Here is a 17,865-nt window from a genome sequence, read left to right as displayed (position 1 = left end):
TAGACCGCTGTTAGACGGTCGCTTCCTCGGCTGGCTCGGCCACGGCTTCGGTCGGCTGCGCAGTGAGTAGCAGTCGCCAATATCCGTTCTTCGCACCCTTGCCGATATAGACGTCCCGGATGCTGTCCCAGGTCTCCTTCCGGAACGCCTGCTGGGGGCTTCTGGACTCGAAGCCTTCCATCAGCGCCTTTACCTGAACGTCGGGACTGCCTTGCGCGGCTGCGACCACCAGGCGCTCGAAGATCGTAAGTTGATCGTTCCCAGCGAGGTGAAGCGGCTCCCTGCCAGGAATGAACAGCGTGCCGGACTGCTTACCTGTCCGAACCACCCGCGGGGACACGCCCCCGCGTGCGAGTGAAAGACCGTCGCGGTACGCGAGTTCTATTCCGTCGCGCGCGAACAGCATTTCCTCGTCCGCCGATGCGAGATGGGACAGCAGCGGCATGACGACGTTAGGCCCAAGATGTGACGGCATCTCCTCGCTCGCGGCGAAGACGATGCCCACTCCAGCGGTGCCCCGCACGCGCAACATCAGATCCAGTCTCTGCGCCGCTTTGGGATCATTGAGCCGTCGGGCGAAATAGACGGGCACATCTGCCTCATCGATCTGGATCGCGCCGACGAGGGTCAGGTCCGGGTCCAGGATCTGCGCCGCCCGCTTGCTCAGCAGCGGCTTCATCAGGCGCATGAGCGTCTCGTGAAGCCACTGAGCGTTGACCGCGAACATCTCGACATCCGACGCGGGGCGCTTGCCGACATCTTCGCCGAAAGGACCGACAGCGCGGATCATGCCTTCGGTCGCCGACGGCTTGACGGCGCCTTCCCCGTCGACGTCGTCGTCCTCGATGAGAACCACGTCCTGACGGTCGCGGCGCTCGAGCAGGCCGCCTTCGATGAGACGCTTCGGGTCAAGCCCGAGTTCCAGCAGATAACTTCCGCTGACCTCGTCCTCGATGCGATCGTGGAGTTGAACAAGCTGGGGAAATATCGCGCGAAGGTCATCATGCGCGATTTGCCTGAACGCGCTCAGGATTCCCCATTCCTTGAGCAGCGCGAAGCCGAGGCTGCGTTCCTCCGGATCGGGCTTGCTCTGCAGGTTGCAGCTCTTCGTGCCCGCAATCGTGATATTGAGCGTCCGCTGCTTGTCATCGCCGATCAGGTTATAGGCCACCGCGATCGTGATCCGGCTGAACGCTTCGGCGCGCCGAAAGATGTTCCGCGCCCCGAGATATCGGTCGGCAACCTCCTGGATGTCATCGTCGACCGTCACCTTGAGCTGAAGCTTGCGGCGCCAGCTTCCCAGCCGGATCTCGGCTTCGATGACGCGCGCGAACTCGAACGCGTACCCTTCGATCTCAGGGGGCTGCAGGAGAAGCGAAGAGCGGAAGCGCGAAAGATTATAGCGCTTCCAGGTCAGAGGTTTCTGGGAGATGTCGTGGCCTAGCGCAACTTCGGCGAAGGAGTCGCTGACCGTTTGGCGCACCACGGGGCTGTCCGCGCAGACCTCGATCTGCCGCATTGAGGGCGTGTAGATCAGCGTCGCCTCGTTCGGCGGTCGGTAGTAGATGGTTCCCCGCCTTCCGTCTTGCCGGTGATCGTAGACGCTCGAAAGCGGGCCACCGTGCCGGACGATCAGCATGATGGACGCAGGGTGCGTATCGGTGGCAGGCAGATCGAGCGCCTTGACCGTGCAGGATATCTCGGGCTTCAGCTCGAGCATGCCCTTGATCTTGGACGCCAGCGCCTTTTCGTCGATGGCCGCCGCGTCGAGGGCTACCTGGTTCTCCAGTTCGACCTCGAAGGCGTCGTAGAGCTTGCCGTGGTCGCGGAACTGTCGGGCGAAGTGAAAGCTCTCCGCATCCTCGAAGGTTTCGCGTTCATGGAGATATGCCCAGATGCTTCTGCAGAGCTCATCTGGCTGCCGGTGAAACTCCTGCGACCGTGTCTCATCGAGTTGTTGCTCGACAATGGTGGTGAGCGAGGTGACGCCCTTTTTCTCGGCGAGGGCCCGGATCCTTCGTGATCGCTGCTCCGCAGGTCGCAGGTCATCGCGGTCGAAATCCGACAGCGTCTCGACAAGTGCTTGCCGAAACGCCTCGACCGCTTCTTCGTCGGCGAGGTCGGGAACGTCCTCGGGCAGCTTGAATTCCGGCTCATTGTCGCCCTCGCGCACGGCAAGGGCAGCTCGGGCGAGGTCGACGCGCGCATCCTCGATCAGCGCCAGAACATGCGGACCGATCGGGGATGCTTTGCGCGCCATGAACTCACCTCAATGAACTACTGCTCTCGATTGATTCAACCTGCGATAATCATGGACAAATCCGTGATCGGCAAGCCCTGATGTTCTCTCCCTGTTCGCATTTCCGCATCCCGTTCCGCTGAGATGTCCCACCTCGGACGGCTGGGTGGCTTTTGATCGGTAGCACACCATCAAACACGGCCACCGAGACATGAACTGCCCCAATCCGCTACGTCCCGACCAGATGACCGCCGCCGAACGCCGCGCCGAACTGTGTGGCCTGCTGGCGCTCGGGCTGGTTCGGCTGCTCGGGCAGGATAGGCGTGAAGTATCTGACAATACTGGAGAACGTTGCCTACACTATCCCGACGACCAATGCCGTCATGCAACTCCAACTCACCGGAGAAACGCATGACGAAGCCTGATCCCATCCCCGCGCGCCTGGCCGCGCTGAAGTCCATGTCCGTCCCCCAGTTGAAGTCGGAGTGGCAGACGATTTTTGCCACGACGGCGCCGAACAACAGCCGAGCGTTCCTTGAGGGCCGGTTGGCCTACCGCATCCAGGAGCTGACGTATGGCGGTCCTGATCGCGAAACCCGGCGCATGCTGGACCTGCTGGCCGACGAGGTCAGCGGCACCCTGACACGCAAGAGCCAGATCGCCGATCCTCGCAATCCCGTGGTCGGCACGAGGCTGATCCGCGAATGGAATGGGGTCGAGCACACGATCACGGTCTTGCGCGACGGGTTCGAGTGGCAGGGGCGACCGTACAAATCCTTGTCCGCGATCGCGCGAGCGATCACCGGGACGCGCTGGAATGGCTACCGCTTCTTCGGGTTGCGCGAACGAAAGCGGGGGAATGATTGATGGATCAACGCGTGAATCCCATCCGCCGCCAACGCTGCGCCATCTACACGCGCAAATCGTCCGAGGAAGGGCTGGAACAGGAATTCAACAGCCTGCACGCACAGCGAGAGGCCTGCGAGGCCTACATCGCCAGCCAGCGCTCCGAGGGCTGGGTGCTGGTCCGCGACCAGTATGACGACGGCGGCATCTCGGGCGGGACGCTGGAGCGGCCCGGCCTCAAGCAGCTTCTGGCCGACATCGAGGACGGCCTGATCGATGTGGTGGTCGTCTACAAGATCGACCGCCTGTCGCGGTCGCTGATGGATTTCTCGAAGCTGGTCGAGGTCTTCGACCGCAACGGTGTGACCTTCGTGTCGGTCACGCAGTCCTTCAACACCACCACGTCCATGGGGCGGCTGACGCTGAACATCCTGCTCAGCTTCGCCCAGTTCGAGCGCGAGGTCACGGCCGAGCGCATCCGCGACAAGGTTCGCGCCTCCCGCATGAAGGGCATGTGGATGGGCGGATATGTCCCGCTCGGGTACGATGTGAAGGACCGCAAGCTCGTGGTGAATGAAGACGAGGCTGCCACCGTGCGGGGCATCTTCGAGAGGTTCGTCGAGGTCGGATCAGCGACCGTGCTGGCCCGTGAACTGCGCCGCAAAGGGCTCCGCAACAAGCAGGGCACGTTGGTCGACAAGGGATATCTCTACAGAGTGCTGATGAACCGCGTCTATCGCGGCGACGCCGTCCACAAGGGCAAGGCCTATCCCGGCGAGCATCAGGCCATCATCGACGAGCAGCTGTGGAATAAGGTCCATGCCATCTTGCGGCAGAACCCGCGAAAGCGCGCCAACAACACCCGCGCGCAAGCGCCTGCGCTGCTCAAGGGTCTGATCTTCACGGCCACGGGCGCCGCCATGACCCCGAGCAGCACGAAGAAGGGCGCGCGGCGATACCGGTACTACGTCTCGATGGACGTCATCAAGAATCGCGAACCCAGCGATGAGGGCATCCCGCGCCGCCTTCCTGCCGACCTCGTGGAAGCGGCCGTGGTGACCGAGTTGCGGCGGGTGATGCGCGCGCCCTCGATCACGGCGCAGGTCATCGCCCATTTGACGCGCGAGGGTCACGCCTTCGCCGAGGCCGACGTGATCTCCGCGCTGCAGACGTTCGAGGACGTCTGGGGCCAGCTGTTCCCGGCGGAGCAGACCCGGATCGTGCAGTTGCTGGTGCGCCGGGTCACCGTGACGTCCGAGGGGCTGGTCATCGATGTCCGGACCGACGGCGTCTCGGGCGTCATGCGGGACATGATGGCGCCACGAAAGAAGGCGGCGGCGGAATGATGAAACCCGACGAGTCCATCCAGATCTTCGTGCCGCTCAAGGTTCGCAAGCAGAACGGTCGGCCAAAGATCATGCCGCCCGCCACCTATCTGCCGAGCGAAGACCGGACACAGGATCCGCATATTCTGCGCGCCATTGGTCGGGCGTGGGGCTGGCGGCGACGCATGGAAGCTGGCGAATTCAACACGGTCACCGATCTGGCGAAAGCCGTGGGGCTGGCCGAACGCCATGTCAGCCGACAGCTCCGGCTCGCCTACCTCGCGCCGGGGGTCCTCAAGCGCTTGGTCTACAAGCGCGAGGTGCCCGCCGTGACCCTGCTGAAACTGACCGATGTCGCGGCTTTGCCGTGGCACGAACAGCCGAAGCGGGTGTTCGACTGAGCCTCAGTGAAAGCTCGCCTGAAACGTCGTCGCGGTCAGCGAGACATGCGCGTCCAGCGGCGGGTGCAGTTCGAACGCCTTCGGCTCGCGTGAGAAATTCCACAGCCGGAACAGGCGCCATTCCGACCGGCGCTCCTCGGCCACCGCCAGTTCGTTGCGGGTGATGTGGAAGGGCGTGCGTTCCCATCCGTTCGTCGTCTTGACCTCGATTAGCCGGGGCAGACCGTCCGGGGCGAAACTCGCGATGTCGTAGCCCGCGCCATCGCCATCCTCCTCCGACACCCAGCGCACCTTGCGGGCCAGATCGTCCCGTCCTGCCGTCCGCAATGCCGCGCGCTCATGCGCCAGCACGCGCTCCTCGCCCGCGCGGCCGAGGGCCCGGTTGCGCTCGTCCCGGCCCGCCACGTCGAACTTTCGGGCGATGTGCAGCATCTGGTCCAGCTCCTGCGGGGGCGGCTGGTTCGACAGCGTCGGCGGCGGCCCGATCCAGATCTGCGCCGCCTCGCGTAGGGCAGTGGCTGTTTGCAGCCCCGGTTGGCGCCCAAGCCAGGCCGGGTTCAGCGCCAGCCACCGCGCCACGGCATCCACCAAGGTCATCTGGAAGTTGAACGCGGGCTTGTAGCCGGGGATCCAGTCCTCGCCGAGCCCCTTCAGCACCGCGCTGATGTTCTGGTGCTTGAACTCGACAGACCCTTCGGACCGGTCGTTCAGCAGCGGCAGCAGCGCGCGGCGATGCTCGGCCTTGCTGTAGCGGCGCGCCGAGATGTCGTCGGCCAGCATCGCGAAGTAATCCGCGACGATCAGGTCGTTCTCTTCATCCGTCCAGGGCCCGTTCGACATTGCGCCAGGCTATGGGCACGAAGTCTGTTTGTCATCAGAGACTTCCGGCAGGGTCCTGGCTCGCTTCGAGCGCTGCCGCCTGACTTCGGGATCGGCCGCCACGGAGCCGCCCTTCTGGCCGCCCTGCGCTTTCGTGTCAGCCTCCGTCACCGGATTATCTCGCGAACGGGGCGAACCCATGAACGCGGCAACCCACTGGAAATGCGAGGATGTTTCACGCCGTCCCGCCGCCATCAAGGGGCGCTCGAAGAGAGACACGGGCCATTCGGAGACCCATTCTTCGGCAAGCGCCCAGTCTCCGGAGGGCGGATGGGCCTGCCAACGCCCTTTGAAACAAAAAGAAAAAAGGCCCCGATCGGGGCCCCTGGTCGGATTCAGTACTTGAATGTGGCGGTGCTGGCAGACTAATTCGAACCAGTCTCAGGAAGGGCAGGGAGCCTGGCCATTATCCTGCGCAAAGACCGCGCCACTCGGCGAGAGCGGCGGTGCGGTTGGTCTTGAAGATGTCTCGGCTGGAGAGGCTGCGTTCTTGGTTGAAGTGGTTCGAGACGGAGGCGTGGACGGCGGCGAACTTCTGAAGACTTCGCATCCGCCGGAAGCGCTGCATGGCCCTCTCGCGTCGTCGGAACGGCAGGTGCGAATTCTCCGCGCGGTTGTTCAGCCACCGACCGGTCTCCTGCCGGTCCGTCATGCCGAGGTCCTTCAGAGCCGCACCGTAGGAGCGAAGCTTGTCCGTCACGAGGACATCTGCTCGCCCGTGCTTCTTCAGTGCTTTTCTGAGGAATTTCAGCGCGGCCTTCTTGTCCCGCGTCTTCGTGACGAAGCTTTCCAGCACTTCGCCCTCATGATCGACCGCCCGCCAGAGGTAGTGCTGCTCGCCGTTGATCTTCACGAACATCTCGTCGAGGTGCCAGCGCCAGCGGCTCGATTTCAGGCCCTCGATGCGTCGCTTGCGGATCTCACCGGCGAACATCGGGCCGAAGCGATGCCACCAGAAGCGCACCGTCTCGTGGCTGACGTCGACGCCGCGTTCATGGAGCAGATCTTCGACGTTCCGCAGCGACAGCGGGAAGCGGACATACATCATCACCGCCAGTCGGATGATCTCGGAGCTGGTCTTGAAGTATTTGAAGGGGCTGCGCTTGGTCATGCGGGGAGCCTAGCCAGCCGCCTGCTCCGCCTCAAGCGAAGTTCTCTGACAAGACCTCACGAACATCTCGTCGAGGTGCCAGCGCCAGCGGCTCGATTTCATACCCTCGATGCGTCGCTTCCGGATCTCACCGGCGAACATCGGTCCGAAGCGACGCCACCAGAAGCGCACCGTCTCGTGGCTGACTTCGACGCCGCGCTCATGGAGTAGATCTTCGACGTTGCGAAGCGACAGCGGGAAGCGGACATACATCATCACCGCCAGTCGGATGATCTCGGAGCTGGTCTTGAAGTACTTGAAGGGGCTGCGCTTGGTCATGCGGGGAAGCTATCCAGCCGCCTGCTCCGCCTCAAGCGAAGTTCTTCTGACAAGACCGTTTCGTGCGATGCCGAATGGTGGCGAAGGTACTTTCGATTGGGTTCGATGTCCGGATGTGTTTCCAGTGCTCGGCGGGAAAGTCGTGAGACAAGTCAGTAGCGCATCCCGGTCCTTGACGAGCTTGGCGGCCGCCTTGTCCCATTTCACGCCGTAAGCATCGACGAAGAAGTCGAAGGCCGCCGACGCCGCGGCACGGGTTTCGGCCTGCCAGATGTCGTGCAGGTGTGCCTTTGCCTTCGACTGCACTGATTTCGGCAGCGCGTTCAGCACGTTCATGGTCTTGTGGACCCAGCACCGCTGCTCTCGTGTCGTGGCGAAGACCTCGCGCAGGGCGGTCCAGAACCCCAAGGCACCGTCGCCGATGGCCAGCTTGGGGTCCTGTTTCAGGCCGCGGCGCTTGAGATCAAGGAGCACCTCGCGCCAACTCTCGGTGCTTTCGCGGAAGCCGTCGGTCATGGCCAGAAGCTCCTTGTGACCGTATTCATCCGCACCCACGACCACCAGAACGCATTGTTTTTCCTCGGCCATGCGCGGTTTGAAGTAGACGCCGTCCGCCCAGATGTAGAGAAACCGCCGCGCGCCGAGGTCGCGCTTTTGCCAAGCCTCGTAGTCCTTCCACCAGGCTGCCTTCAGCCGTGTGATGGTCTTGGCCGACAGGCCTTGGGCGTTCGGCCCCAGCAGGGCGGCCAGCGCCTCGCTGAAATCACCGGTGGACACGCCCTTGAGGTAGAGCCAGGGCAACAGCTCCTCGACCGATTTCGCCTTGCGCAGATACCGCGGCAGGATGCTGGGCGTGAAGACGATCTTGTCCGCGCCCGGCTTGCGATCCCGGACACGCGGCACCTTCACCGGCACCGGTCCCACGCCCGTCAGCAATTCGCGCTCCGGAAGATGGCCGTGACGAACCAGCCTCGCCCGGCCGTCCTCGAGCTTCTCATCGGTGAACGCGATCAACAGCGCAGCCAGTTCCGCCTCGATCGCCTGCTCGATCAGCTTGCGCGCCCCGCCCCGGATGACCTCGGTCAAAGGGTCTGGAGAAAACCCGGATGGATCGGGCAGCTTGGCAATGATATCGTCCGACATGTGGCATATCCCTTTCTCAGCTGAGAATTGACGGCGTCTGAACACCGCCATGATATGCCGCCCCTCAGGGCATCACCAACTTTCGCGCGTTTCTCACTGATCTAAATATAGGTTCCGACAGCGCTGCGCCTACACATGGGATGTTGTCCGGCCTTCTCCGACTCAAGCGGTATTCCTGTCCACAAGTGCCGCCAAGGTATATCCTTTGATAGGAAGCAACGAGCCAATCTTGATCTGGTCCGCTCCGACCTGATCCGGCGACGTGGCGCAGGCCTCACTGACCGGCGATGTTAATGCTGAAGGTCCTCTGCGCGCCCGGGGGAGGCGCGGGAAACGGAGCGGCACGCTGGACGAGTTGTACTGCTGCCCGGTCCAGAGCGGGCGACCCCGAGGAGCGCGCAATTTGGGCCGAAGCCAGTCCGCCCGAGGCGGCGATCGAGAAGGCCACTGTCGCGCTGCCGCGCGCCCGGATCCTGGGGCGACGCACGCGCGACAATTGCTGCATTACGTGACCGGGATAATTCGACGCTGCCGCGTTTCCGGCAGAGCGGGCGGCAGGCTGGCCGGCGCCGGGACTGGCAGATCGGTCCCGGCTGGATGTCTGCGAACTCGCCTGCGCGTTCAAGGCCGCGTTACCCTGCGGCTGGACTCGCGGCTCTGGCTGGCTTGGTGGCGGAGTGGTGCTGCGCACCCTGGCTTCAAACTCCGCCGTCCGCCGCTGCGGGCGCGGCGACGTCGCGACAACTCCCGGCTCGGGGGCCTCGCCGCTGACGGTCTTCTTCGGTGCTTCGGCGGCGATAGGCTCAAATGGCTTGACCTTGGCCATCTGAACGGGCGCCGTCGGTTCGGCTGAAGACGCTTCGGGTTGCACAGCGACAACGGGGGCGTCCGGCGGAAGAACATCGGCGGAATTCGCCGGAGCGGGTGGCGCGACGGGCGCCACCGCTTGGGGCCTTGCCCGTTCGGCAGGGGAGGATTCGTTCGGCGACACCGTGTTGGGCGGCGTTGGCGTGACGGGATCGGATGGCTGCGTCTCCTCGATGGGATCGGCGGCCTGCGTGCCCTTCGACAAGTCCACGAAACTCGCCCCGAGGCGCGCCGAAGCGCCTTGGCCGCCGCCCTCGATTTTCACCGGGTCGTCATGAACGCCCATCACCAGCCCCGCCGCGAGCACGGCGATCGACACGAGGGCGGCACCGGTCTTTACGAAAAGCGACGATGGAATCATTCGAGGCCCCGTTCGGTCACGACCAGAACCTTCTCGGCTCCTGCTGCCCGTAGCTCCGTCGCAACGGCGACCAGAGTCTCGGCAGGCAAATCGCGGTCAGGCACAACGCGGATCTGCGCGCGTGCTTCGCCGGACAGATCGGCCGCGAAGGCAGAGGCCGAGTCCACCGTTTCACCGCGGTAGCGGAGCGTGCCGTCGGCGCGGATCACAAGTGCATCGGGTGGTGCCCGGCCCTCGAGCGCATCGGTGCGCACGAGCGTCAGGGCCCGGTCCAGCGGCGGCGCAATGCTGCCCGCCACCATAAAGAAAACCAGCATCAGGAAGACGACGTTGATCAACGGGATCGTCGGCTCACGGTCGGTAGAACGACGACGGCGCATCACAACCTCCCGAGCACCGTCGGAGCGACGTTCGGCACGCCGCGAAGGGTGCCTAAAAGATCCGTCAGCCGTTGTGCCGTGACCCCGCCCGCGAGCGAAACGAGGAGGGTCCGCGTCTCATCCTCCTCGGAAGCCAGCGCGGCGGGCAATGCATCCAGTGACAGGGATTGGCCGTTCAGGCTGATGTCGTCCGCGCCAAGGCGCAGGAACAGGGGCGGCCGTTCTGATGCACCCGCCCCCTCCGTCGCAGCCGAAAGCTCGACCTCGGCGAAGCGGGAAAAGCTGGATGTCAGCATGAAGAACAGCAGGAGAAGGAAAATCACGTCGATCAGGGACGTGAGCGACAGCCGCCTGCGCCGGCGCGCGCTACGCATGGACGGGTTCGGCGGCGAGACGTTCCCGAGGCGCGCCGCCGAGGGGCGTACGAATGGTGGCGATGGCACGTTCCGCAATGACGCGTTCGGCGTCCATCCGGCCCTCGAACCACGACAGGACCAGCGCAGTCGGCATGGCCACGGCAAGCCCCACGGCGGTGGTCAGCAACGCCACCCAGATGCCGCCCGCGAGGATCGACGGATCGACCTGCGCACCCGCCTCCTGCAAGGACTGGAACGCCTCGATCATCCCTAGAACCGTGCCGAACAGGCCCACGAGCGGTGCAAGCTGCGCGACGGAGTCGAGGAACCTGAGCCCCGTCTCGAGCCGCGCGAACCGCGTCTCCGCTTCTGCGGTCAGGCGGGTGGCGGCGTCCGGGTCGGCGGGCGCGGAGAGCGCCAATTCCACGACCGGCGCGAGGTAGGAGCGCGATCCGTCGAGCGCACGGCGCGCCTCGGTCCTGTCGCCCCGGTCCCACGCGGCGACGGCGTCGCGCAGGGCGCGGTGGCGGCCGACGCCGGCGGCCTGAAACTGCCACAGCTTGTAGAGGATCACGGCCAGCGTCAGAACCGCCACCGCGATGAGCAGAAGCACGACCGGGCCGCCCAGTTCCGCGACGCGCGCGAGGGGGTCGAGAACCGGGCTCATCCAATGATCTCGATGTCTGTTCGGCTCGTCAGGCGCAGTCCCTCGGTGCAAGCGCCTTCGATCGGCGCCTCGCAGGTCGTCACCCCGTTGACCAGAAGCCGTGAGAGCCCGGAGCAGGTCGTATCGGACAGGGTGAACTGGCGCACGCGGGGGCGACCGGCGGGCAATTCGCCGAAGTCGAACAGGGTCAACCGCTCGACCTGTCCCTCGGTGTCGAACAGGACCGTCTCGAACACGGCCTTGCCGATATCGGCCTCACCGCCATTGGTGATCAGAAAGCTCAGTGTGCAGCCATCGGAGCCTTCTACGGCGGCGTTCAACTCGACCGTGAGCGGTCCCGCATCCTGGGCGAAGGCGGGCGATGTCGCGGTGAAGAGAGCGAGAAAGGCGGCGGCTCGGCGCATGGATCTGGTCCTCCCGGTTTGGTCGTCGGGGCCGAATTGTCGAGGTGCCGGATAATAGTCAAGTTTTTTTGTCGGGTTTTCCTTTCCTGAATTCTGACGTAGCGAATGTTCCCGAGTGATTCAATCGGGATTCCATATGGCACGGTCAGACACGCGCGTGAACGGGCAGCTTACCACCAGAGCCTCGTCGCGGCTTCTCGATGGGATCGTGACGTTCTGTCGGGACTTCGAGATCGAGGTCACCGATGCCCGGCCTCGGAAGATCGATATCTGCACCGATATCGGGTCCATCGGTTTCGCCTGCGGTCGGCAGGGGCTGACGATCCAGATTCGAGCGGAGTCGGCCGCGAATGCCTACATGCTGCAGGAATCGGTCGCGGCTCAGGTCGAGGCCGCCGAGAGAGGTTGCGCCGCGGCATTGCGGTGGAATAGGGCGCCTGCAGCCGGAGAGATGCCGCCGAACTTTCGGGTGGGGCGCGTACTGTCGGTGACGGAGACGGACGGGTTGTTTTGGCGGCTGACTTTGGAGGCGCCCGATCTTGCTCCTTTCGCGCGCGACGGGCTGCACCTCCGGCTTGCGCTGCCGCCACGCGATCGGGCGCCTGTCTGGCCGGTCGTGGGGCAGGACGGTCGCCCCGTCTGGCCCGACGGTCCGGATGCGTTGCACGTCGCCGTATACACGATCCGTCAGGTCGATCCGGATAGCGGACGGATGGTGGTCGACGCCTACCGTCACGGCAAAGGCGCGACCTGTGCCTGGTTGGCCGAGGCACGGCCCGGTGACGCGCTGGGGCTGATGGGGCCGGGCGGCGGCTGGATGCCCTCGGCGGGTCATCTGGTTCTGGCCGGGGACGAGACCGCCTTGCCCGCGATCACCCGCATTCTCGAAGCCGCGCCGGCGGGGACATGCGGGACCGTAATCGTCGAGACGGCACGCACCCCGCCTCCGCTCTCCCTGCCCGATGGCGTGACCCTGCGCTTTGTCGCGCGGGATCGGGGCGAGTGTCTCGAGGCGGAGTTCGCCCGCACGGGGCTTGGCCCCGCAGGTGACCGACATGTCTGGTTCGCCGCCGAAAAGGCACGGGCCGCGCATATACGGACGTTGTTGCGCAGGGATTACGGCGTCGACCGGCGGGAAAGCTACGTGGCGGGATATTGGGCAGCGGATAGTTGACTCCTTTAGTCGTGTTATTTACCCGACTAAAAAGATAAGAATAAGAAGACGGACATCCACAATGTTGTATCCCCGCCTCGCGGTTTCGGCCCTTGCTCTCGTCGCCGCCATGCCGGCATTCGCCCAGACCTTTGATCTCGGCACCATCGTCGTGGATGTCGAGGCGGAGAACGCGCCTGGCTATGCCGGTGACGCCGTCGAGCTTTCCACCGGCACGCTCCTCAAATCCGGCGCCGAGATCGCCCGAACGCCCCGTTCGGTCAGCGTCGTCACCGCACAGGAAATCTATGCCCGGGGCGCCGACGATGTGGAGGAGGCGCTGGCCTACACCACCGGCGTCAATTCCGGCCAATGGGGGCTCGACGACCGGTCCGACTGGTACACGATCCGCGGCTTTGATCCGACGACGTTCCATGACGGTCTGCAGGCGCGCTACGGCTACTACAACGTCGCCAAGCCCGAACCCTTCCTGCTCGACCGCGTCGAGGTTCTGCGCGGCCCCGCATCTGGCCTCTACGGCAACGGCGATGTCGGCGGCATCGTCAATACCGAGAGCAAGACGGCAGCCAACTTCTCCGGCGACAACCTCGCACGTCTGAGCTTCGGCTCTCACGAGAAGAAGGAAGTGGGCCTCGACCTCGGCGGGGACCTGAACGCAAGCGGCACGCTCAAGTACCGTCTGGTGGGCCTCCTGCGCGACGCGGAGACGCAGGTGGACTTCTCGCGGAACGATGCGCGCGCGCTGGCGCCGTCGATCACCTGGGCTCCCAGCGACGCGACGGAGATCACGCTGCTCTATACTCATCAGGAAAACGACGGCAGTCCGCTGATCCAGTTTGCCTCGATCTACGGCACGCTCCTGCCCGCGCCGAACGGCCATTTCCTCGACGACAGCCTCTTCATCGGCGAGCCGGATTTCGACCGCTTCGATACCACCCGCGACAGCGTCACCCTGTTGGCCGATCACCGGTTTTCGGACGTGTGGTCCGTCTCGGCCCGCGCGCGCTGGCTCGATGGCGAGGCCGATTACCGCCACGCATGGTGGGCCTTCGATGACTATCCCACGCGCTACAATCCCGACGGCACTATCGACCGCACCGTTTACCGCGCCGAGAACAGCCTGCAGACGCTGACCCTCGATGCCTACGCCACCGCCAGTTGGCAGGCGGGCGTCTGGGACATGCAGACCGTGTTCGGGACGAATTACGCAGATGCCGAATACGACAGCGATACGGGCTACGGCGCACAGAACGGCCCCGTCGATCCCTTCGACCCCGTCTATATCGGCACCACCGATGTCGCGGTCGTCGACACACCCGCGAACACCGTCGAGGAATGGGGCGTCTATCTGCAGAACAACGCGGTCCTGAACGATCGGCTGCATCTGGATCTCGGGCTGCGCTACGGCCGGATTGAAACCGGTGAGGCATCGAGTCCCTTCAGTTCTGCGGCCGTCTCAGCCGAGGACAGCGCCTGGATCGGCAACGCGGCACTGCTTTACAGGTTCGACAACGGGCTCGCTCCCTATGTCAGCTATGCCGAGAGTTTCCGGCAGGAGATTGTCGGAGAGGACGCCCAAGGCGACCCGTTCGAGCCTACCCGCGGTGAGCAGGTCGAGATCGGCCTGAAGTACCAGCCCGTTGGCACGCCGCATCTCTATACCGTCGCACTGTGGAACCTGACCAAGTCGAACCTGACCGAGGCCGATCCCGTCAATCCGGGCTTCAGCGTTCAGACGGGCGAGGCGCAATCGCACGGTATCGAACTGGGCGCCGTCACGGGCTTTGGGGATTTCCGCTTCGACGTCAGCGCGACATTCCTCGATACCGAGAACGTCGACGGCTTCACCTTGGCGAATGTGCCGGAAGAATTCGGCTCGATCTGGGGGGAATGGGCGCCGTCCTCGGGCGGCCTCAACGGATTGTCGGTGGGTGCCGGTATACGTTACTCCGGCGAGAAGTGGGACGGCACCGACAGTCAGAAAACACCCTCTTACACCCTTTACGATGCACGTCTCGCCTATGCCTGGGACAGCCATGAGGCGCAGATCACTGCCACGAACCTGGCGGATGAGGACCATGTCAGCTTCTGCGGCACCAGCACCTGCTACTTCGGCAAGGGGCGCGAGGTTTCGGTCTCGCTGTCGACCAAGTTCTGATGTTCGAACTTGCCGACATTACGGTAAGCCACGGCGGGCGCCGGGTACTCGATGTGCCTGGTGTCGCGCTCGGGCAGGCGGGGCTGACGGCGATTCTGGGCCATAACGGATCGGGCAAGTCGACGCTCCTGTCCTGTCTCGCGCGTCAGCGCCGGCCCGACGCCGGCATGATCTGGCTGGAGGGCCATCCGCTTTCGACATTCCGTCAACGCGATTTCGCCCGGCGCGTCGCCTATCTTCCGCAGCGGCTGCCTCCGGTTGCCGGCCTGACGGTGCGGGAGCTGGTCCGGCTCGGGCGCTTTCCCTGGCGCGGCGCCGTCGGCCGCTGGCGTCAGGCGGATCACGAGGCCGTCGACCGCGCCCTTGCCGAAACCGGCACCGACCATCTCGCGGACCAGCTCGCCGACGATACTTCGGGGGGCGAACGCCAGCGGGCCTGGATCGCGATGCTGTTGGCCCAGGCCGCGCCGATCCTGCTTCTGGACGAGCCGACATCGGCGCTCGACCTGCGCCATTCGGAGGAGGTGATGACGCTCCTGCGGCGCCTCGCCGATGTGGACCGCCAGGTGATCGTCGTTCTGCACGACATCAACCTCGCAGCCCGCCATGCCGACCGGATCGTCGCGCTCGACCGCGGCGGGGTCACCTTCGACGGCGGGCCGGGCAGCTTCCTGCACAAGGACGTCTTGAGCGGCCTGACGGGTGTGCCCATGACGCTTCTCGACCGTCCCGCCCCTCATCCGCCCTATGCCGTCATTGCCTGAAGGACGCCCATGCTTCGCACGCTTGCTCTAGCCGCCATTCTTGCCGTTCCCGCGGCCCTCCCGTCTCACGCCTTCGAACTGGCGGGCGATACCGGCACCGTCTCACTCGACGCCCCGCCCGAAAGCGTCGCGGCCCTGTCCTGGGGGCTTGCCGAAATGGCCGCCGACTTGGGCCTGCCGCTGGCCGGTGTGGCGGATGTCGAGGGCTACCGCACATGGGTCGGCACGCCGGCGCTTCCGCAGGAGGTTCGGGACGTCGGCCTTCGCACCGAGCCGAACCTTGAGGCGCTCGGTGCGCTGGAGCCCGGCCTCATCCTCGGATCGGATCAGCAGATCGACATGGCCTCGCGCCTCGACGACATCGCCCCGGTCTGGATCCGCGACCACTTCTCGGCTGCTCACGACAATGCCGAGACCGCCCGCCGGACCTATCGCGACCTCGCCGCCGCCTTCGGGAAATTGGAACTGGCCGAACGTCGCCTGATCAAGATCGACGCCGCCATGCAAGCCGCCGGCGACCGTGTCCGCACCGCATGGCAGGGCGAGGTCCCTCCGATCCTTCCCGTGCGCCTTCTGACGCCGACGACGGTCCGCATCCACGGCCCCAATTCCATGGCCGCCGCGGCCATCGGTGGTATGGGCCTCACCGCCGCCGCCTCTGGCGCGCCGACCGACTGGGGCTTCGTCACGGCCCCGATCGAGGCCTTGGCCGATTATCCGGATGCCGCCATCGTCCACATCGACCCGTTCGCCGAGAAGGACGCGCTCTTCGCCTCGCCGCTTTGGTCGGCGATCCCGGCCGTGGCCGCGGGCCGCTTCGCCGTGGCGGACCTTGCCTGGACGTTCGGCGGCGTCGTGTCGCTTGAGATCTTGGCGGAGCGGATCGCGGACGCGCTGGTGGCGACGACCAAATGATCCGGACGCTCGTCCTGCTCCTCGCCCTCGTCGCGGAGCCCGCTCCCGCGCAGGTCACGGTAGCGGACCGCGACGGCTCCACCACATTCGAGGCCTCGCCCGAACGGGTCGTGACACTCGACTGGGCGCTGATTGAACAGGTGCGCGACCTCGGCATCACACCCGTCGGCGCGCCCGAACTCGGCCTGTACGCGGAATGGGTCGCCGACCCGCCGCTCCCCGAGGCGGTCGTGGATGTCGGCCTGCGCACCGAGCCCAACCTCGAGCGGATTGCGGCGCTGGAGCCGGACGTGATCCTCGCCTCGGATCTCGACCCCGCACAGGTCGCGCAGCTGAATCGGATCGCGCCCACCTTGGTCTTCGACGCCTGGGCTGCGGATCACGACAACGTCGCGGCCGCACGCCAAAATTTCGAAACGCTCGCCGTGCTCTTTGACCGGGAGGATTACGCGAGAGCCGAATTGGCCGCGATGGAAACGCGACTGGACGAGATCGCCGCGGATCTCGCCGCGCGTGACTTGCCGACCATGGCGACGGCAATCCGGTTAAACGACGATGCGACAGTCTGGATTTACGGCAAGAACTCGTTTCCGGCCCGGGCGCTCGAACGGCTCGGTTTCGCGGCCGAATTCGACCTGCCGGCCAGCCGCTGGGGCGTCACGCAAAAGCCGCTCGACGTGTTGGCGCAGGTCGAGAACGGTGCGCTCCTAGCCATCCTGCCCCACATGGCCGGGGTCACGACGATGGAAAGCCCGCTCTGGGACGCCCTGCCGGCCATCCGCGCCAACCGGTTCGCCGAAGTGGACACAGTCTGGAGCTATGGCGGCATTCTCTCGCTCGAGCGGACGGCCGAAGCCTTCCACGATGCCTTGGTGACGCTGGCGGAATGACCATCGCCCGCTTCGGCCTCGGTGTTGCGCTGCCACTGCTTCTGACGCTGCATCTCATGCTCCGGGGCGATCTCGCGCCCGAACGGATGCTTGCGCTCGTTCTCGCCGCGCCGCCGGAGAGCTTCCCCGAAGCCCGGTTTCTCCATGCCGACCTGCCGCGCATGGCGATGGCGCTTCTGGCCGGGGTTGCGCTCGGGGTGGCGGGGAGCCTCATGCAGCAGGTGACGCAGAACCGTCTCGCCTCGCCGCTGACGCTGGGTGCGGCATCGGGCGCATGGCTCGCCACGGTCACGATGACGCTGCTCGCCCCCACCGTTGCCGCCGCGCAAGGCGGGTGGATCGCCATGGCCGGCGCGACGGGGGCCTTTGCGCTGGTTGTGGCGATCTGCGGGCCACGCGGCCTGTCGGGATTGCAGGCGGTGCTGGGCGGAATGGCGGTCAATCTGGTTCTCGGTGCGGTGGCCGGCGCTATCGTTCTCCTCGAAAGTCCCTATTTTGCGCATCTCTTCGTCTGGGGCGCGGGCGATCTGGGGCAGAATGGCTGGGGCAGCGCCCTTTGGCTTTTGCCGCGTCTGGCGGCGGGGCTCGTCCTGACGGCCTGTCTCGGGCGTCTCCTGTCGCTTCTCCGTCTTGGCACCGAGGCTGCCGAGGGGCGGGGGCTGGCACT

17 protein-coding genes and 2 pseudogenes are annotated in these 17,865 nt (G+C 65.2%); 9 read left to right on the top strand and 10 right to left on the bottom strand.

Going from position 1 to position 17,865, the window contains the following annotated elements:
* Positions 1-10: 10 nt before the first annotated feature.
* On the bottom strand, positions 11-2,260 hold the full coding sequence (locus JSE7799_RS10120) for a hypothetical protein (protein WP_055663509.1): 2,250 nt from the start codon (positions 2,258-2,260) through the stop codon (positions 11-13).
* 390 nt (positions 2,261-2,650) lie between these two features.
* Here JSE7799_RS10120 and JSE7799_RS10115 point away from each other — a divergent pair, with 390 nt between their 5' ends.
* The 3 genes from JSE7799_RS10115 to JSE7799_RS10105 are packed head-to-tail and all read left to right on the top strand — an operon-like array spanning position 2,651 to position 4,811.
* On the top strand, positions 2,651-3,106 hold the full coding sequence (locus JSE7799_RS10115; protein ID WP_055663508.1) for a DUF2924 domain-containing protein: 456 nt from the start codon (positions 2,651-2,653) through the stop codon (positions 3,104-3,106).
* On the top strand, positions 3,106-4,431 hold the full coding sequence (locus JSE7799_RS10110; RefSeq protein ID WP_055663507.1) for a recombinase family protein: 1,326 nt from the start codon (positions 3,106-3,108) through the stop codon (positions 4,429-4,431). The genes JSE7799_RS10115 and JSE7799_RS10110 overlap by 1 nt, the downstream gene beginning before the upstream one ends.
* The gene (locus tag JSE7799_RS10105; protein WP_370736652.1) at positions 4,431-4,811 is read left to right on the top strand and encodes a ParB/RepB/Spo0J family partition protein; all 381 of its coding nucleotides are present in this window, start codon (positions 4,431-4,433) and stop codon (positions 4,809-4,811) included. The genes JSE7799_RS10110 and JSE7799_RS10105 overlap by 1 nt, the downstream gene beginning before the upstream one ends.
* Before the next feature lie 3 nt (positions 4,812-4,814).
* Here JSE7799_RS10105 and JSE7799_RS10100 read toward each other — a convergent pair whose 3' ends face one another.
* The 9 genes and pseudogenes from JSE7799_RS10100 to JSE7799_RS10060 form a co-directional block, all read right to left on the bottom strand.
* Entirely contained in the window at positions 4,815-5,651 is an 837-nt protein-coding gene (locus JSE7799_RS10100; RefSeq protein WP_055663505.1) for a protein NO VEIN domain-containing protein, read from the bottom strand.
* Between the two features lie 445 nt (positions 5,652-6,096).
* Positions 6,097-6,801, bottom strand: coding sequence for an IS6 family transposase (locus tag JSE7799_RS10095; RefSeq protein ID WP_055663504.1), 705 nt, complete (start codon positions 6,799-6,801; stop codon positions 6,097-6,099).
* 54 nt (positions 6,802-6,855) lie between these two features.
* Positions 6,856-7,119 (bottom strand): annotated as a pseudogene (locus tag JSE7799_RS10090) (IS6 family transposase); the annotation flags it as partial.
* A 52-nt stretch (positions 7,120-7,171) separates the two neighbouring features.
* Positions 7,172-8,262 (bottom strand): annotated as a pseudogene (locus JSE7799_RS10085) (IS256 family transposase); the annotation flags it as partial.
* Between the two features lie 274 nt (positions 8,263-8,536).
* Positions 8,537-9,448: an energy transducer TonB family protein gene (locus JSE7799_RS10080; protein WP_144431646.1), complete on the bottom strand. Its 912-nt coding sequence runs from the start codon at positions 9,446-9,448 to the stop codon at positions 8,537-8,539.
* A 38-nt stretch (positions 9,449-9,486) separates the two neighbouring features.
* Positions 9,487-9,870, bottom strand: coding sequence for an ExbD/TolR family protein (locus tag JSE7799_RS10075; protein ID WP_055663500.1), 384 nt, complete (start codon positions 9,868-9,870; stop codon positions 9,487-9,489).
* Positions 9,870-10,244 (bottom strand): biopolymer transporter ExbD, encoded by a 375-nt coding sequence (locus JSE7799_RS10070; protein ID WP_055663499.1) that lies wholly within the window; start codon positions 10,242-10,244, stop codon positions 9,870-9,872. The genes JSE7799_RS10075 and JSE7799_RS10070 overlap by 1 nt, the downstream gene beginning before the upstream one ends.
* On the bottom strand, positions 10,237-10,893 hold the full coding sequence (locus tag JSE7799_RS10065) for a MotA/TolQ/ExbB proton channel family protein (RefSeq protein ID WP_055663498.1): 657 nt from the start codon (positions 10,891-10,893) through the stop codon (positions 10,237-10,239). The genes JSE7799_RS10070 and JSE7799_RS10065 overlap by 8 nt, the downstream gene beginning before the upstream one ends.
* On the bottom strand, positions 10,890-11,297 hold the full coding sequence (locus JSE7799_RS10060; RefSeq protein WP_055663497.1) for a hypothetical protein: 408 nt from the start codon (positions 11,295-11,297) through the stop codon (positions 10,890-10,892). Before JSE7799_RS10060 ends, JSE7799_RS10065 begins: the two co-directional genes overlap by 4 nt.
* 136 nt (positions 11,298-11,433) lie before the next feature.
* On the opposite strand from JSE7799_RS10060, the gene JSE7799_RS10055 reads away from it, so the two are divergent.
* From JSE7799_RS10055 to JSE7799_RS10030, 6 genes are all read left to right on the top strand, one after another.
* The gene (locus tag JSE7799_RS10055; RefSeq protein WP_055663496.1) at positions 11,434-12,471 is read left to right on the top strand and encodes a siderophore-interacting protein; all 1,038 of its coding nucleotides are present in this window, start codon (positions 11,434-11,436) and stop codon (positions 12,469-12,471) included.
* Positions 12,472-12,532: 61 nt separating this feature from the next.
* Positions 12,533-14,629, top strand: a complete 2,097-nt coding sequence (locus JSE7799_RS10050) for a TonB-dependent siderophore receptor (RefSeq protein ID WP_055663495.1) — start codon at positions 12,533-12,535, stop codon at positions 14,627-14,629.
* Entirely contained in the window at positions 14,629-15,393 is a 765-nt protein-coding gene (locus JSE7799_RS10045; protein ID WP_055663494.1) for an ABC transporter ATP-binding protein, read from the top strand. Before JSE7799_RS10050 ends, JSE7799_RS10045 begins: the two co-directional genes overlap by 1 nt.
* A 9-nt stretch (positions 15,394-15,402) precedes the next feature.
* Positions 15,403-16,308, top strand: coding sequence for an iron-siderophore ABC transporter substrate-binding protein (locus tag JSE7799_RS10040; RefSeq protein ID WP_055663493.1), 906 nt, complete (start codon positions 15,403-15,405; stop codon positions 16,306-16,308).
* Complete coding sequence (locus JSE7799_RS10035; RefSeq protein WP_055663492.1) at positions 16,305-17,198, top strand: ABC transporter substrate-binding protein; 894 nt, start codon at positions 16,305-16,307, stop codon at positions 17,196-17,198. The genes JSE7799_RS10040 and JSE7799_RS10035 overlap by 4 nt, the downstream gene beginning before the upstream one ends.
* A partial coding sequence (locus JSE7799_RS10030; protein ID WP_144431645.1) for an iron chelate uptake ABC transporter family permease subunit occupies positions 17,195-17,865 on the top strand: 671 nt, incomplete at its 3' end. The genes JSE7799_RS10035 and JSE7799_RS10030, both read left to right, overlap by 4 nt.

Source organism: Jannaschia seosinensis (genome assembly GCF_001408515.1).
GTDB lineage: Bacteria > Pseudomonadota > Alphaproteobacteria > Rhodobacterales > Rhodobacteraceae > Jannaschia > Jannaschia seosinensis.
This window is presented reverse-complemented; position numbering and strand designations above follow the sequence as displayed.

Coding starts and splice junctions, on each gene's coding strand:
- JSE7799_RS10075 (WP_055663500.1), bottom strand. CDS start 9,870: ATGCGCCGTCGTCGTTCTACCGACCGTGAGCCGACGATCCCGTTGATC.
- JSE7799_RS10065 (WP_055663498.1), bottom strand. CDS start 10,893: ATGAGCCCGGTTCTCGACCCCCTCGCGCGCGTCGCGGAACTGGGCGGC.
- JSE7799_RS10100 (WP_055663505.1), bottom strand. CDS start 5,651: ATGTCGAACGGGCCCTGGACGGATGAAGAGAACGACCTGATCGTCGCG.
- JSE7799_RS10105 (WP_370736652.1), top strand. CDS start 4,431: ATGAAACCCGACGAGTCCATCCAGATCTTCGTGCCGCTCAAGGTTCGC.
- JSE7799_RS10110 (WP_055663507.1), top strand. CDS start 3,106: ATGGATCAACGCGTGAATCCCATCCGCCGCCAACGCTGCGCCATCTAC.
- JSE7799_RS10045 (WP_055663494.1), top strand. CDS start 14,629: ATGTTCGAACTTGCCGACATTACGGTAAGCCACGGCGGGCGCCGGGTA.
- JSE7799_RS10120 (WP_055663509.1), bottom strand. CDS start 2,260: ATGGCGCGCAAAGCATCCCCGATCGGTCCGCATGTTCTGGCGCTGATC.
- JSE7799_RS10055 (WP_055663496.1), top strand. CDS start 11,434: ATGGCACGGTCAGACACGCGCGTGAACGGGCAGCTTACCACCAGAGCC.
- JSE7799_RS10040 (WP_055663493.1), top strand. CDS start 15,403: ATGCTTCGCACGCTTGCTCTAGCCGCCATTCTTGCCGTTCCCGCGGCC.
- JSE7799_RS10095 (WP_055663504.1), bottom strand. CDS start 6,801: ATGACCAAGCGCAGCCCCTTCAAATACTTCAAGACCAGCTCCGAGATC.
- JSE7799_RS10070 (WP_055663499.1), bottom strand. CDS start 10,244: ATGCGTAGCGCGCGCCGGCGCAGGCGGCTGTCGCTCACGTCCCTGATC.
- JSE7799_RS10050 (WP_055663495.1), top strand. CDS start 12,533: ATGTTGTATCCCCGCCTCGCGGTTTCGGCCCTTGCTCTCGTCGCCGCC.
- JSE7799_RS10035 (WP_055663492.1), top strand. CDS start 16,305: ATGATCCGGACGCTCGTCCTGCTCCTCGCCCTCGTCGCGGAGCCCGCT.
- JSE7799_RS10060 (WP_055663497.1), bottom strand. CDS start 11,297: ATGCGCCGAGCCGCCGCCTTTCTCGCTCTCTTCACCGCGACATCGCCC.
- JSE7799_RS10115 (WP_055663508.1), top strand. CDS start 2,651: ATGACGAAGCCTGATCCCATCCCCGCGCGCCTGGCCGCGCTGAAGTCC.